Below are 14,498 nucleotides of genomic sequence, written 5' to 3' on the forward strand. Positions count from 1 at the left end.
GAAGTGGGGAGACGACGTGTCAGCGGCTCTGCGTTTTGACAATATCGGCAAGGTCTTTCCCGGCGTGCGCGCACTCGACGGCATCTCGTTCGACGTGCACGCGGGCGAGGTGCATGGCCTGATGGGCGAGAACGGCGCGGGCAAGTCGACGCTGCTGAAGATTCTCGGCGGCGAATACCAGCCCGATGCGGGCAGCGTGCTGGTCGACGGCCAGCCGGTGCAATTCGCGAATGCGGCCGCGTCGATCGCGGCCGGCATCGCGGTGATCCACCAGGAGCTGCAGTACGTGCCCGACCTGACGGTCGCGGAGAACCTGCTGCTCGGCCGCCTGCCGAATGCGTTCGGCTGGGTGAGGAAGCGCGAGGCGAAGCGCTACGTGCGCGAGCGGCTCGCCGCGATGGGCGTCGATCTCGATCCCGACGCGAAACTCGGGCGGCTGTCGATCGCGCAGCGGCAGATGGTCGAGATCTGCAAGGCGCTGATGCGCAATGCGCGCGTGATCGCGCTCGACGAGCCGACCAGTTCGCTGTCGCATCGCGAGACCGAGGTGCTGTTCAAGCTCGTCGACGACCTGCGCGCGCAGGGCCGCGCGCTGATCTATATCTCGCACCGGATGGACGAGATCTACCGGCTGTGCGATGCATGCACGATCTTCCGCGACGGGCGCAAGATCGCGTCGCACGAATCGCTGGCCGACGTGCCGCGCGAACGGCTCGTCGCCGAGATGGTCGGGCGCGAGATTTCGGATATCTATCATTACGCACCGCGCACGCTCGGTGACGTGCGCCTTGCCGCCGACGGCATCGACGGCCCGGCATTGCGCGAACCCGCGAGCTTCGCGGTGCGCGCGGGCGAGATCGTCGGCTTCTTCGGGCTCGTCGGCGCGGGCCGCAGCGAGCTGATGCGGCTCGTGTACGGCGCGGATCGCCGGCGCGCGGGCGTGCTGACGCTCGACGGTGCGCGCATCGACGTGAAGCGTACCGGCGACGCGATCCGCCACGGCATCGTGCTGTGCCCCGAGGATCGCAAGGAAGAGGGGATCATCGCGATCGCGTCGGTCGCGGAGAACATCAACATCAGCTGCCGCCGCCATTCGCTGCGCGCGGGGCTCTTCATCAACCGCAAGGCCGAAAGCGAAACGGCCGACCGTTTCATCCAGCGGCTGAAGATCAAGACGCCGAACCGGCGCCAGAAGATCCGCTTCCTGTCGGGCGGCAACCAGCAGAAGGCGATCCTGTCGCGCTGGCTAGCGGAACCCGACCTGAAGGTCGTGATCCTCGACGAGCCGACGCGCGGGATCGACGTCGGCGCGAAGCACGAGATCTACGACGTGATCTACCGCCTCGCGGAGCGCGGCTGCGCGATCGTGATGGTGTCGTCGGAGCTGCCGGAAGTGCTCGGCGTGTCCGACCGCATCGTCGTGATGCGCGAAGGCCGGATCGCGGGCGAGCTGCCGCGCGAACAGGCGAACGAGCACGCGGTGCTGAGCCTCGCGTTGCCGCAGACGAGCGCCGTCGAGGCGGCCTGACACGGAACACGACAATCGAATCGGACACGCGCGGCGCGGGCCGTGCGATGCAGGAGCAGGAGACACCATCATGCAAGTCAACGAAAACCTTGGCAGCGCCGCCGTGAAGCCGTCGGCCGACGCGCTGGTGCCGCAACAGAGCGACCGCCAGAAGTGGTGGCAGCATCTGACCGATTACAGCCTGATCGCGATCTTCGCGGTGATGTTCATCACGATGTCGCTCACCGTCGATCACTTCTTCTCGATCGACAACATGCTCGGCCTCGCGCTGTCGATCTCGCAGATCGGCATGGTCGCGTGCACGATGATGTTCTGTCTCGCGTCGCGCGACTTCGACCTGTCGATCGGCTCGACCGTCGCGTTCTCGGGCGTGCTGTGCGCGATGGTGCTGAACGCGACCGACAACACGTTCGTCGCGATCATCGCGGCGGTTGCGGCCGGCGCCGCGATCGGCTTCGTGAACGGCGCGGTGATCGCATACCTGCGCATCAACGCGCTGATCACGACGCTTGCGACGATGGAGATCGTGCGCGGGCTCGGCTTCATCGTGTCGAAGGGGCAGGCGGTCGGCGTGTCGTCGGATACCTTCATCGCACTCGGCGGGCTGTCGATGTTCGGCGTGTCGCTGCCGATCTGGGTCACGCTGCTGTGCTTCATCGCGTTCGGCGTGCTGCTGAACCAGACCGTGTATGGCCGCAACACGCTCGCGATCGGCGGCAACCCCGAGGCGTCGCGGCTCGCGGGGATCAACGTCGAACGCACGCGCGTGTACATCTTCCTGATCCAGGGCGCGGTGACGGCGCTCGCGGGCGTGATCCTGGCCTCGCGCATCACGTCGGGCCAGCCGAACGCCGCGCAGGGCTTCGAGCTGAACGTGATCTCCGCATGCGTGCTCGGCGGCGTGTCGCTGATGGGCGGCCGCGCGACGATCTCGGGCGTCGTGATCGGCGTGCTGATCATGGGCACCGTCGAGAACGTGATGAACCTGCTGAACATCGACGCGTTCTACCAGTACCTCGTGCGCGGCGCGATCCTGCTCGCGGCCGTGCTGCTCGATCAGCTGAAGAACCGCGGCGTCCGCGACTGACCCGATCCGCTCTTACGGAGACGAACCGCATGACCATCGACACTTCCGCGCACGCCCGGCACACCGCGAGCCACGCGCGCTATGCACGGTATCCGAGCCTCGAGGATCGCGCGGTGCTGATCACGGGCGGCGCGACCGGTATCGGCGCGGCGTTCGTCGAACACTTCGCCGAACAGGGTGCGCGCGTCGCGTTCGTCGACCTCGACGCGGCGGCCGGTGCCGCGCTGGCGGAACGCCTCGCGCACGTGCCGAACGTGCGTCACGCGCCGCTGTTCATCCAGTGCGACCTGACCGACATCGACGCGCTGCGCAATGCGATCGATGCGATCCGCGCGCGCATCGGCGCGATCGCGGTGCTCGTGAACAACGCGGCGAACGACGCGCGCCACGCGATCGGCGATGTGACGCCCGAATCGTTCGACGCGGGCATCGCGGTGAACCTGCGTCACCAGTTCTTCGCCGCGCAGGCGGTGATCGACGACATGAAGCAGCAGGGCGGTGGCGCGATCGTCAATCTCGGCTCGATCAGCTGGATGCTGAAGAACGGCGGCTATCCCGTGTACACGATGGCGAAGGCCGCGGTGCAAGGGCTCACGCGCGGGCTCGCGCGCGACCTCGGCCCGTTCGGCATCCGCGTGAATTCGCTGGTGCCCGGCTGGGTGATGACCGACAAGCAGCGCCGGCTGTGGCTCGACGACGCGGGCCGCGCGGCGATCAAGGCCGGCCAGTGCCTCGATGCCGAGCTGCTGCCCGCCGATCTCGCGCGCATGGCGCTGTTCCTCGCGGCCGACGACAGCCGGATGATCACCGCGCAGGACGTGATCGTCGACGGCGGCTGGGCCTGACCGTTCGCACGACCCGCATCGTTTCTTCGACGAAGGAAAGGAGTTCATCATGACCGCCACGTCCTCGCGCGCATCGTCGTCCACCAGCCAGTCGCGCCGCGCGCGGCTGGCCGCCGCCGCGCAGCCGGTCAGCCCCGGCCCGCAGACGGCTGCCTTCGCGCAGGGCGTCGGCGCCGCGCATGCGGCGGCTGTCACGCTGTCGAACGCGTCGCTGCGGCTCGACGTGCTGCCGCATCTGGGCGGCGGCATCGCGCGCTTCGACTGGCGGGGTGACAACGGCGCGCTGATGCCGGTGTTCCGTCGCTGCGAGCAGCCTGAGGCGGCGACCGATCCGAACGAGCTCGCGTGCTATCCGCTGCTGCCGTACTCGAACCGGATCGGCGGCGCGCGGTTCGAATGCGACGGGCGTAGCGTCGCGGTGCCGCGCAACCGGCGCGACGAGCCGCTGCCGATCCACGGCGACGGCTGGCTCGCGCCGTGGCAGGTGGACGATGCGACCGGCACGGCGCTGCAGCTGTCGCTCGATCGCACCGCCGGCGCGCCGTATGCGTTCCGCGCGATCCAGTCGTTCGAACTCGACGACGCGACGCTGTCGATCGCGCTGACGATCGAGAACGCGGGGCGCACGCGGCTGCCGTTCGGGCTCGGCGTGCATCCGTTCCTGGTACGCGATGCCGTGACCGAGCTGGCCGCGGCGGCCGGCGGGCTGTGGCTGTCGGGCGCCGATTTCCTGCCGGTGCGGCACGTGAGCGTGCCGCCGGCCTGGCAGTTCGGCGTCGCGTATCCGCTGCCGGCCGCGCTCGTCAATCACGCGTTCACCGGCTGGGGCGGCCACGCGACGGTGAGCTGGCCGCGCCGCGGGCTGTCGCTGACGGTGGCGGCCGACGCCGACGCGTACGTGCTCTATACGCCGCCCGGCGAGGATTTCTTCTGCTTCGAGCCGGTCGATCATCCGATCAATGCGGTGAACCTGCCGGGTGGCGCGGCCGCGCACGGGATGACGCTGCTCGCGCCGGGCGAGCGGCTCACGCGGCGTTTTTCGTTCACCGTCGAGCGCGCCGATGCACGCAGCGATGCGGCTTCGCGCGAAGGGCGCCGGCGACGCGGGTAAAATACGCGGTCTACCAACGGTTTGCCGCGAGTATCCGCCATGTCTTCCCCGCTTACTTTCATCGAATCGCTGCGCGCCGCGTGGCAGCGCACGAATTCGCTGCTGTGCGTCGGCCTCGATCCCGAGCCGTCGCGCTTTCCCGTGCAGTTCGACGGCCAGCCCGACGCGATCTTCGAATTCTGCCGGCAGATCGTCGACGCGACCGCGCAATACGCGAGCGCGTTCAAGCCGCAGATCGCCTACTTCGCCGCGCATCGTGCGGAAGACCAGCTCGAGCGCCTGATCGCGCACATCCACCTCCAGCACCCGGGCCTGCCCGTGATTCTCGACGCGAAGCGCGGCGACATCGGCAGCACGGCCGAGCAGTACGCGCGCGAAGCGTTCGAGCGCTATCGCGCGGACGCCGTCACGGTGAACCCGTACATGGGCTACGACTCGGTCGAGCCGTACTTCGAGCACGAAGGCAAGGGCGTGATCGTGCTGTGCCGCACGTCGAACCCGGGCGGTTCCGACCTGCAGTTCCTCGACACGAACGGCCGGCCGCTGTACCAGGTCGTCGCCGACCTCGCGGCGAACAAGTGGAACGCGAAGAACGGCCAGCTCGGCCTCGTGGTCGGTGCGACGTTCCCGAAGGAAATCGAGATCGTGCGCGGGATCGTCGGCGACATGCCGCTCCTGATTCCCGGCATCGGCGCGCAGGGCGGCGACGTGCAGGCGACCGTCAACGCGGGCCGCACGGCCGACGGCACCGGCATGATGATCAACTCGTCGCGCGCGATCCTGTACGCGAGCAACGGCGAGGATTTCGCCGAAGCCGCGGCGCTCGCCGCGCAGAAGACCCGCGACACGATCAACGCGCATCGTTGATGGATCGAGCCGGCTGCCCGTCCGGGCAGCCGGTTCCGGCGGGCTCCCACGCGCGAGCCCGCCGCTTCCCTCCGGTTTTCCCGCTCTTCCGCCCGCCCGGCCTGCACTGGCGCACCCGGACAACGTCCCGTCGCTTCCGCACCGCATCCCCGCGCGCCAATCGCGCGATGCTCCCGCTTGTCATCGATCCGTAACGAAAATGTCAAGAAAGGAGCGACGCCATGCCCAAGCTGTCCCGACGTCTTCTGAGCGCGCTTGCCGCATCGTTGTGCATGAGCTTCGCCCATGCGGCGGATCTCTCGCACTGGCCGGCCGACAGCGCGAAGGCGCTGAACGCGATGATCGCCGCGCATGCGCACCGCGGCGACTACGCGGTGTTCGACGCCGACAACACGACCTACCGCTACGACCTCGAGGAGTCGCTGCTGCCGTACCTCGAGAGCCGCGGCGTGCTGACGCGCGACACGCTCGACCCGTCGCTGAAGCTGATTCCTTTCAAGGATTCCGCCGACTACAAGGAATCGCTGACGAGCTATTACTACCGGCTGTGCGAGATCGACGACCTGGTCTGCTACCCGTGGATCGCGCAGGCGTTCGCCGGGCAGTCGCTGGCCGACCTGAAGCGTCACGTCGACGCGATGCTCGCCGACGGCAAGCCGATCCCGATCCGCTACTGGCAGGGCGACAAGGTGGTCGACGGCACGGTGAACCCGCCGCGCTTCTTCCGCGGGATGCAGGAGCTGTACAACGCGCTGCGCGAGAACGGCATCGAAGTCTACGTAATGACGGCCGCGCACGAGGAGCTCGCGCGGCTCGTGCTGTCCGACCCGAAGTACGGCTACAACGTGAAGCCGCAGAACGTGATCGGCGTGACGACGCTGCTGCGCAACCCGGCGACCGGCGCGCTGACCACGTCGCGGCTGCAGATCAAGGCCGGCAAGTACGACGAGGCCGCGAACCGCAGCCTGGTGATCACGCCGTTCCTGATGAACCCGATGACCTGGTACGAAGGCAAGCTCGGCTCGATCGTCGGCTGGATCGACCAGTGGAAGAAGCCGGTGCTCGTCGCGGGCGACACGCCGACGTCCGACGGCTACATGCTGCTGAACGCGACCGACGTCGCGCGCGGCGGCGTGCGCGTATGGGTGAACAAGAAGGACAAACAGATGGCGCAGATCCGCGCGTGGTCGGACGAATCGGCCGCGCAGCAGAAGTCGCTCGGCCTGCCGGTGACGGCGGACAAGAACTGGATCGTCGTGAAGCCCGACGCGATCCAGTAAGCGGCAAGCGATGACGAGGGCGCCGCGGGCGCCCGTCGATCGATCAGCCCTCGCGCTCGTCGAGCAGCTTCAGCAGCCCGCGCAGCGCATGCGCGGCCGCCTGCGTGCGGATCTGTTCGCGGTCGCCCTTGAACACGAGCGTCTCGACGTCGGTATGCAGCCGGTTGCTCCAGCCGAACGACACGGTGCCGACCGGCTTCTTCTCGCTGCCGCCCGCCGGGCCCGCGATGCCGGTGACGGACAGCGCGACCTGCGCGCGGCTGTTGCGCAGCGCGCCTTCGGCCATCGCGCGCGCGACGGGCTCGCTGACGGCGCCGTGCTTGTCGATCAGGTCGGGCGGCACGCCGATCATCTCGATCTTGGCCTGGTTCGAATACGTGACGAAGCCGCGCTCGAACCACTGGCTGCTGCCGGAGATGTCGGTGATCGCCGCGGCAATCATGCCGCCGGTGCAGGATTCGGCGGTGGCGAGCGTCAGGTGCTCGTCACGCAGCTTGTTGCCTGCGCGGATCGCAAGCTGATGGACGACGGAATCGGTTGGCATGCGCGTCGGGAAACGGGAGTCGGGAAAAACGGTCAGCCGACGACGGAGCGCCACAGGGCGATCACGAGCAGCGTCATGAACGCGGCGACCAGGTCGTCGACCATGATGCCGAGCCCGCCTTTCAGGCGGCGGTCGAAATAGCGGATCGGCGGCGGCTTGAGCATGTCGAAGAAGCGGAACGCGACGAACGCCCACAGCTGGCCGACGAAGGTCGCGGGCGTGACGAACAGCATCACGAGCCAGATCGCGACGATCTCGTCCCAGACGACGGCGCCCGGATCGGCCATCCCCATCTTCTTCGCGGTGAAACCGGTGAGCCACGTGCCCGCCACGAAGCCGACGGCGATCAGCGCCCACCATTCGGGCACCGTCAGGTAGCGGTTGAGCACGACGAAACTGAGCCAGCCGAACAGCGAGCCGACCGTGCCGGGCATGAGCGGCGCGAGCCCGCTGCCGAAGCCGAGCGACACGATATGCGCCGGATGCGACAGCATGAAGCGCGCGGTCGGGCGCGGCGGGGCGCCGGGCTCGGTCGCCTGCGGTGCGGGCGTCGGGTCAGTCTGCATGGAAGTGGTCGAAACCGTGCAACGTGAGAGCCAGGGGCGCGCCGGTGGCGTCGCGCCACGCGATCGCGGGCCGCTCCGACGGCGCGGACAAGCCGCGTATTGTACCGATTCGCGTGACCGCCACGCCGGCCTTCGCGCCGGCCGCCTCGACCGCTGCGCGGGCCGCGGCGGGCGCGGTAAAGCACAGCTCGTAGTCGTCGCCGCCGGCGAGCGTGCAGCGTCGCTGCACGTCGGGCGGCAGCGTCGCGAGCGCGGCCGAGCGCGGCACCGCGTCGGCGTCGATCTCGGCACGCACGTTCGAGCGCGTGAGGATGTGCTGCAGGTCGCCGGCGAGGCCGTCCGAGATGTCGAGCGCCGCATGCGCGACGCCTGCGAGCGCGAGGCCGAGCGCGATGCGCGGTTCCGGGCGCTCGAGCGCCTGCCGGAATGCGGCCGCTTCGTTCGCGCCGGCCGTCCATTCGCCGCGGGCGACGCCGAGCCCCGCGCGCGCATCGCCGAGCGTGCCGGACACCCAGACGTCGTCGCCGTCGCGCGCGGCATCGCGGCGCAGCGCCGCGTCAGGTGCGACTTCGCCGAATACGGTCACGCACAGGTTCAGCGGGCCGCTCGTCGTGTCGCCGCCGATCAGCTCGCAGCCGTACCGCTCGGCGAGCGCGAACAGCCCGTTGCTGAACGCTTCCAGCCACGCCGCGTCGGCACGCGGCAGCGCGCACGCGAGCGTGAAGGCACGCGGTTCGGCGCCCATGGCGGCGAGGTCGGACAGGTTGACCGCGAGCGTCTTGTGGCCGAGCGCGTCGGGCGCGACGTCGGGGAAGAAATGGCGGCCTTCCACCAGCATGTCCGTCGAAATGGCCAGCAATTTCCCGGATCGGGGTGTGATCAACGCGCAATCGTCGCCGATGCCGAGCGTCGACGCACGTGCGCCCTGCGCGGCGCGGCGCGTGAAGAAGCGTTCGATCAGCGAAAACTCGGAGAGGGCGGCTGGCACGGCGGGCGGATCCGAAACGATGGAAGGAACGGCATTGTACGAGGCGAACGGCGGCGTTCCTGCACCGTTTGCACCATTTTTGTCGCGGCTGTTGCACCCGAATCGCCGGTTTGGCGGCTGATGATTGGCGCTACAATGCCGTCGAAGAGTCATTCTAATCCGCCCGTCACGAGACACATGTCTACCCAAGCCTCCTCCAAAGCCAAGCTCCGCGAAGCCGCGCTCGACTATCACGAATTCCCGACCCCCGGGAAAATCGCGATCGCCCCGACCAAGCAGATGATCAACCAGCGCGACCTCGCGCTCGCGTACTCGCCGGGTGTGGCGTACGCGTGCGAGGAGATCGTCGAGAATCCGCTGAACGCGGCACGCTTCACCGCGCGCAGCAACCTGGTCGGCGTCGTCACGAACGGTACGGCGGTGCTCGGTCTCGGCAACATCGGGCCGCTCGCGTCGAAGCCGGTGATGGAAGGCAAGGCCGTGCTGTTCAAGAAGTTCGCGGGCATCGACGTGTTCGACATCGAACTGAACGAGTCGGACCCGCACAAGCTCGTCGACGTGATCGCCGCGCTGGAGCCGACCTTCGGCGGGATCAACCTGGAAGACATCAAGGCGCCAGACTGCTTCATCGTCGAGCGCGAAGCGCGCAAGCGGATGAAGATCCCGGTGTTCCACGACGACCAGCACGGCACCGCGATCGTCGTGGCCGCGGCCGTCACGAACGGGCTGAAGGTCGTCAACAAGGACATCAAGAAGGTCAAGCTCGTCGCGTCCGGCGCGGGTGCGGCCGCGCTCGCGTGTCTCGACCTGCTGGTCGACATCGGCCTGCCGATCGAGAACATCATCGTGACCGACCTGGCGGGCGTGGTCTACAAGGGCCGCACCGAGCTGATGGATCCGGACAAGGAGCGCTTCGCCCGCGAAACCGACGCGCGGACGCTGGCCGAAGTGATCGACGGCGCGGACATCTTCCTCGGCCTGTCGGCCGCCGGCGTGCTGAAGCAGGAGATGGTGAAGGGCATGGCCGAGCGCCCGCTGATCCTCGCGCTCGCGAACCCGACGCCGGAAATCCTGCCGGAACTCGCGCTCGAAGTGCGTCCGGACGCGGTGCTGGCCACGGGCCGCACCGATTACCCGAACCAGGTCAACAACGTCCTGTGCTTCCCGTTCATCTTCCGCGGCGCGCTCGACGTCGGCGCGACGACGATCACGCGTGAGATGGAAATCGCGGCCGTCAACGCGATCGCCGAGCTCGCGCAGCACGAGCAGAGCGACATCGTCGCGACCGCGTATGGCATCCAGGATCTGTCGTTCGGGCCCGAATACCTGATTCCGAAGCCGTTCGATCCGCGCCTGATCGTGAAGATCGCACCGGCCGTCGCGCAGGCCGCGATGGACGGCGGCGTCGCGACGCGCGCGATCGAGGACATGGAGGCGTATCGCGTCCATCTGCAGCAGTTCGTGTATCACAGCGGCACGACGATGAAGCCGATCTTCCAGATTGCGCGCGCCGCGCCGGAAGAAAAGAAGCGCGTCGTGTTCGCGGAAGGCGAAGAAGAGCGCGTGTTGCGCGCCGTTCAGATCATCGTCGACGAGAAACTCGCGAAGCCGATCCTGATCGGCCGCCCGTCGGTGATCGAGCACCGTATCCAGCGCTACGGCCTGCGCCTGACGCCGGGTACCGACTTCACGGTCGTCAACACCGAGCACGACGAGCGCTACCGCGACTTCTGGCAGACGTACTACAAGATGATGGCGCGCAAGGGCATCAGCGAGCAGCTCGCGCGCGTCGAGATGCGCCGCCGCACGACGCTGATCGGCTCGATGCTGGTGAAGAAGGGCGAAGCGGACGGGATGATCTGCGGCACGATCAGCACCACGCACCGCCACCTGCACTTCATCGACCAGGTGATCGGCAAGCGCCCGGGCTGCAGCGTGTACGCGGCGATGAACGGCCTCGTGCTGCCGGGCCGCCAGATTTTCCTGGTCGACACCCACGTGAACGTCGATCCGACCCCGGAAGAGCTGGCCGAGATCACGATCATGGCCGCGGAAGAAGTGCGTCGCTTCGGCATCGAGCCGAAGGTCGCGCTGCTGTCGCACTCGAATTTCGGCACGAGCAACGCACCTTCGGCGAAGAAGATGCGCGATACGCTCGCGATCCTGCAGGAACGTGCACCGGAGCTGAAGGTCGACGGCGAGATGCACGGCGATGTCGCGCTCGACGCGGCGCTGCGCAAGGAAATCCTGCCGGAGTCGACGCTGGAAGGCGAAGCGAACCTGCTGATCCTGCCGAACATCGACGCCGCGAACATCGCGTACAACCTGCTGAAGACGGCCGCGGGCAACAACATCGCGATCGGGCCGATCCTGCTGGGCGCTGCGCAACCGGTGCACGTGCTGACCGAATCGGCGACCGTTCGCCGCATCGTCAACATGGCGGCGCTGCTGGTCGCCGACGTGAACGCCACGCGCTGAGCCAAAACGAACGCGCCAGGCCGGTCGAACCGGCGTGGCGCGTCGGGCGAAATTGTAAGCAAAAGCAAAAAAAGAGGCGTGCCCGTAATGGGCACGCCGCGGGCAGGGCGCAAACGCGCTTCCCTCAAGCTACATCAGCACCTCTCTCCACTCAGCGTAGCTGGCGTGACAAGGAGGCAGAGTCTTGCCATGCCAGAGATGCCGCCTGCATTTTATCTTATGTAAGATAAATGTAGTGTGATTTCGGTAAAAAATGCGCAATTCCGGGTATCACTGGCCTTTCGATTCCCAAACGGACATTGATTCGCGCGGCCAATAACGCTACGCTAACGCCTTTGTTGGTCGTCAACTACTTGATTTAACAGCGGGAACCCTGGTTCATGGCACGCAAGTGGCTCCGCAACGGCGCGCTCGCGTCCGTCTTCGCGATGTTCGCGATGGGTATCGTCGGCACGCCGACGGGCAGTCTGGTTTCCGCCGCTTACGCACGGGAGGCCGTTCCGGCCGATGTGGCGGCGAGCGGGCTCGATACGATTCCGACCGCCAGTCTTCCGCGCGAGGCCGTGACCACGCTGGGCCTGATCGGCGCCGGCGGTCCCTATCCGTACGAGAAAGACGGCGTCGTGTTTGGCAACCGCGAGCGGATCCTGCCAAAAGCGAAGCGCGGCTACTACCATGAGTACACGGTACCGACGCCGCGGGCCCGCAATCGCGGCGCGCGCCGGATCGTCTGTGGCGGGCCATTGCGCCGGATCGACAACTGTTATTACACGGGCGACCACTACAACAGTTTTAAACGTATTGTTGAATGACTTCGGGACGAATGGCATGAGCGACTCCATCTACGCGCACGAAACGGCGGCGGCGGAACTGTTCGCGGCCGGCGACGGCAATCTGTTTCAGCGCGTGATTCAACTGCACGCGGCGGCGCAGGCCGGCGGCACGCCGGAGCAACAGGAAGCCGAGCCCGGGCTTTCATCGAACGAGGAGCCTATGAGCCTTTTCACGACCGTGCGACCCAATCTCGTGCAGTCGATCCGCGCGTTCCGCGTGCAGGATCTCGCCGACGAAGCCGGCCGGCTCGGCCAGCATTTCCTGTTTGCGTATTGCGGCGCCGCGCAGTCGAAGCAGGAAGTGATGGAAACGATCGCGACGTCGTTCCTGTTCCCGAAGCATTTCGGGAAGAACTACGACGCGTTGTACGACTCCCTGACCGACCTCGTCGCGAAGGCCGGCACGCAGCCCGGTTTCGTGATCGTCCTCGAGGGGCTGCCGATCGCACAGAAGTTCGACAAGGAAGGGCGCGAGACGCTGCTCGACGTGTTCCGCGAGGCGGCCGAATTCTGGGCCGAGCGCAAGGTCGCGTTCCGCGTGTTCTACTCGTTCGCGTAAGCGCGCGTCGGCCAGCGGCCGATCCGGCACACCCTGTCAAAAGCCCGCCTCGAGCGGGCTTTTTTGCGTCCGCGCGTGTTGCGCGCGCGGCATCTGGCCCGACAAAAGCCTTTCATCGCGTACCTTTTTCCGCGACAATCGGTCAGCCCGGCCGCGGCCGCCGCGCCGGGTGCACAACACCAATCATTCGAGAGAGGGCCGTCTTCCCATGACCGCTACCCGATTCGCGGCGCGCGCCCGTGCGCGCCGCCCGCTCGTGCACGCGCTGGCCGCGTGCGCACTGTCGCTCGGCATCCCGCTGGCCGCGCAGGCCGCGTCGCTCACGCCCGAACAGACCCTCGACATTTATCTGGGCGCGATCGTCAACAACGACGCGGCCAAGGTCGAGCAATTCAACGCCACGGTACGAGCGAGCGCCGATCCGAAGGAGGCCGAGAACATGCTGCTGCCAGCCGACATGTACGGCGAGATGCGCGAACAGATGCTCGGGCAGGTGATGTCGGCGATGTCGGATGACGGGCGCGAGGCGCTGGCGCCGTCGCTCGACTCGATGCTGGTCGCGTACACGGGCGCGTTGCGGCGCTCGCAATGCAAGGCCACCGGTGCGAAGCGCACGCCGCGTGCAGGCGGGAAGGGGCAGGAACTCGCCACGGTCAGTTTCGAATGCAAGGTGCCCGACGTCACGCCGCCGAGCGACGCGGTCATGACGGCCGGCAAGGACGCGAAGACCGACCAGCAGCGCTTCGCGGCGGCCAGGACGGCGTTCATTGGCGTGGCGCGCGCGTTCAACGACGCACGGGTCAGCCGGCGCATCACGGGGCAGGTGGAGATGGTCGGTTCGGACAGCAAGGGCTGGACGACCGACAGCCCCGAAAGCCTGCTGAAGCCCGTCGTCGACGCGCTGTCCGGCCCCGTTGTCGCAGCGGTCGCCGCCAGCCAGCAATGAGGCCGCCACGCCGGCCCGATCGATTCGAACCCTTCATGACCCGACCGATGAACGTTTCCCTTCATGCGCGCCGCGGCGCGCGTTTTCCGTTGCTCCGCGCCACCCGCGTGGCCGTGCTGTCCGTGCTCGTCGCGACCGGTGCCGCGCACGCGGCGGTGCTGACGCCCGAGCAGACCACCGACCTGTATCTCGGTACCTTCGTCAATGGCGACGTCGCGAAGGCGGCGCAGTTCAACGATGCGATGCGCACGCGCTTCGACGGCAAGGACGCGCTCGACGTGGCGGCCGTCTCGAAGCTCGGCGAGTCGATGCACGAGCGCCTGGTTACCGGCTTGCTGTCGAGAATGCCGCCCAAGTCCCGTTCCGCATTGCGCGGGCCGGTCAGCGCGTCGATCACGTCGTATCAGCAGGGGCTGGCCCGTTCCGAATGCAAGGCCACCGGTTCGACGCAGAAGCCGAACGAATACGTGGAGGGTCAGTCGATCGCGACGGTCGATTTTTCGTGCCGCGTCGTGGACGTCGAGCCCGGCGTGAATGCGCTGAAAGAGAAGCTCGGCAATCCGCGCCTGAAGACCAACAAGGCCCTGACGGCCTTCATCACGGCGTATTTCACGGGCATCGCGAAAGTCTATGACGACGCGCCGATGGGCCGCACGGTGACGGGGCAGCTCGACCTGTACGGCACGAACGAAACGGGCTGGCTCACGGGTTCCCCGGGTGACGTGCTGTCGCCGCTGGTCGACGCGTTGCTCGACCCGATCAGCAAATCGGGCGGCGAAGCCGATCAGTAGGCGAGGGCATCCCGGCGGTCGGCGCGCGTCGCCGGCGCACCGGGCCAGCGAACGGGGAGCGAACGGGGAGCGAAC

General features: G+C 67.5%; 14 protein-coding genes. 11 read left to right on the forward strand and 3 right to left on the reverse strand.

The window, feature by feature from the left end; genetic code table 11:
* Positions 1–16: 16 nt before the first annotated feature.
* The 6 genes from araG (at position 17) to LGN19_RS25960 (ending at position 6,718) form a co-directional block, all read left to right on the forward strand.
* The gene (gene araG / locus LGN19_RS25935; RefSeq protein WP_174960428.1) at positions 17–1,528 is read left to right on the forward strand and encodes an L-arabinose ABC transporter ATP-binding protein AraG; all 1,512 of its coding nucleotides are present in this window, start codon (positions 17–19) and stop codon (positions 1,526–1,528) included.
* 70 nt (positions 1,529–1,598) lie between these two features.
* Complete coding sequence (gene araH, locus LGN19_RS25940) at positions 1,599–2,615, forward strand: L-arabinose ABC transporter permease AraH (RefSeq protein ID WP_226217857.1); 1,017 nt, start codon at positions 1,599–1,601, stop codon at positions 2,613–2,615.
* A 29-nt stretch (positions 2,616–2,644) separates the two neighbouring features.
* Positions 2,645–3,460, forward strand: a complete 816-nt coding sequence (locus tag LGN19_RS25945) for an SDR family NAD(P)-dependent oxidoreductase (protein ID WP_226217859.1) — start codon at positions 2,645–2,647, stop codon at positions 3,458–3,460.
* A 49-nt stretch (positions 3,461–3,509) separates the two neighbouring features.
* A complete protein-coding gene (locus tag LGN19_RS25950) occupies positions 3,510–4,571 on the forward strand; it encodes an aldose 1-epimerase (RefSeq protein WP_174960424.1) in 1,062 nt (353 codons plus the stop codon).
* 39 nt (positions 4,572–4,610) lie between these two features.
* A complete protein-coding gene (pyrF, locus tag LGN19_RS25955) occupies positions 4,611–5,438 on the forward strand; it encodes an orotidine-5'-phosphate decarboxylase (protein ID WP_047899773.1) in 828 nt (275 codons plus the stop codon).
* Positions 5,439–5,659: 221 nt separating this feature from the next.
* The gene (locus LGN19_RS25960; RefSeq protein ID WP_226217860.1) at positions 5,660–6,718 is read left to right on the forward strand and encodes a haloacid dehalogenase-like hydrolase; all 1,059 of its coding nucleotides are present in this window, start codon (positions 5,660–5,662) and stop codon (positions 6,716–6,718) included.
* Between the two features lie 43 nt (positions 6,719–6,761).
* Here the strand turns inward: LGN19_RS25960 and LGN19_RS25965 are convergent, their stop codons facing one another.
* Genes LGN19_RS25965 through thiL form a run of 3 tightly spaced genes read right to left on the reverse strand, consistent with a single transcriptional unit; the run spans position 6,762 to position 8,816 of the window.
* Positions 6,762–7,262 carry a CinA family protein gene (locus LGN19_RS25965; protein ID WP_034186407.1) on the reverse strand — a complete coding sequence of 167 codons (501 nt, stop codon included), beginning with the start codon at positions 7,260–7,262 and terminating at the stop codon, positions 6,762–6,764.
* Positions 7,263–7,294: 32 nt separating this feature from the next.
* Complete coding sequence (locus LGN19_RS25970) at positions 7,295–7,828, reverse strand: phosphatidylglycerophosphatase A (RefSeq protein WP_226217862.1); 534 nt, start codon at positions 7,826–7,828, stop codon at positions 7,295–7,297.
* Positions 7,818–8,816, reverse strand: a complete 999-nt coding sequence (thiL, locus tag LGN19_RS25975) for a thiamine-phosphate kinase (RefSeq protein WP_226217864.1) — start codon at positions 8,814–8,816, stop codon at positions 7,818–7,820. The genes LGN19_RS25970 and thiL overlap by 11 nt, the downstream gene beginning before the upstream one ends.
* Before the next feature lie 135 nt (positions 8,817–8,951).
* On the opposite strand from thiL, the gene LGN19_RS25980 reads away from it, so the two are divergent.
* The 5 genes from LGN19_RS25980 to LGN19_RS26000 all read left to right on the forward strand — a co-directional run bounded on the left by LGN19_RS25980 (position 8,952) and on the right by LGN19_RS26000 (position 14,423).
* Positions 8,952–11,294 carry an NADP-dependent malic enzyme gene (locus LGN19_RS25980; protein ID WP_272931290.1) on the forward strand — a complete coding sequence of 781 codons (2,343 nt, stop codon included), beginning with the start codon at positions 8,952–8,954 and terminating at the stop codon, positions 11,292–11,294.
* A gap of 380 nt (positions 11,295–11,674) precedes the next feature.
* Complete coding sequence (locus LGN19_RS25985; protein ID WP_006476946.1) at positions 11,675–12,106, forward strand: ribonuclease domain-containing protein; 432 nt, start codon at positions 11,675–11,677, stop codon at positions 12,104–12,106.
* 16 nt (positions 12,107–12,122) lie between these two features.
* Positions 12,123–12,686, forward strand: coding sequence for a barstar family protein (locus tag LGN19_RS25990; protein ID WP_122944444.1), 564 nt, complete (start codon positions 12,123–12,125; stop codon positions 12,684–12,686).
* A gap of 208 nt (positions 12,687–12,894) precedes the next feature.
* Positions 12,895–13,632 (forward strand): hypothetical protein, encoded by a 738-nt coding sequence (locus LGN19_RS25995; RefSeq protein ID WP_226217867.1) that lies wholly within the window; start codon positions 12,895–12,897, stop codon positions 13,630–13,632.
* A gap of 47 nt (positions 13,633–13,679) precedes the next feature.
* Complete coding sequence (locus LGN19_RS26000; RefSeq protein ID WP_226217869.1) at positions 13,680–14,423, forward strand: hypothetical protein; 744 nt, start codon at positions 13,680–13,682, stop codon at positions 14,421–14,423.
* Positions 14,424–14,498: the final 75 nt, after the last annotated feature.

This window comes from Burkholderia sp. AU30198 (genome assembly GCF_020419825.1).
Taxonomy (GTDB): domain Bacteria; phylum Pseudomonadota; class Gammaproteobacteria; order Burkholderiales; family Burkholderiaceae; genus Burkholderia.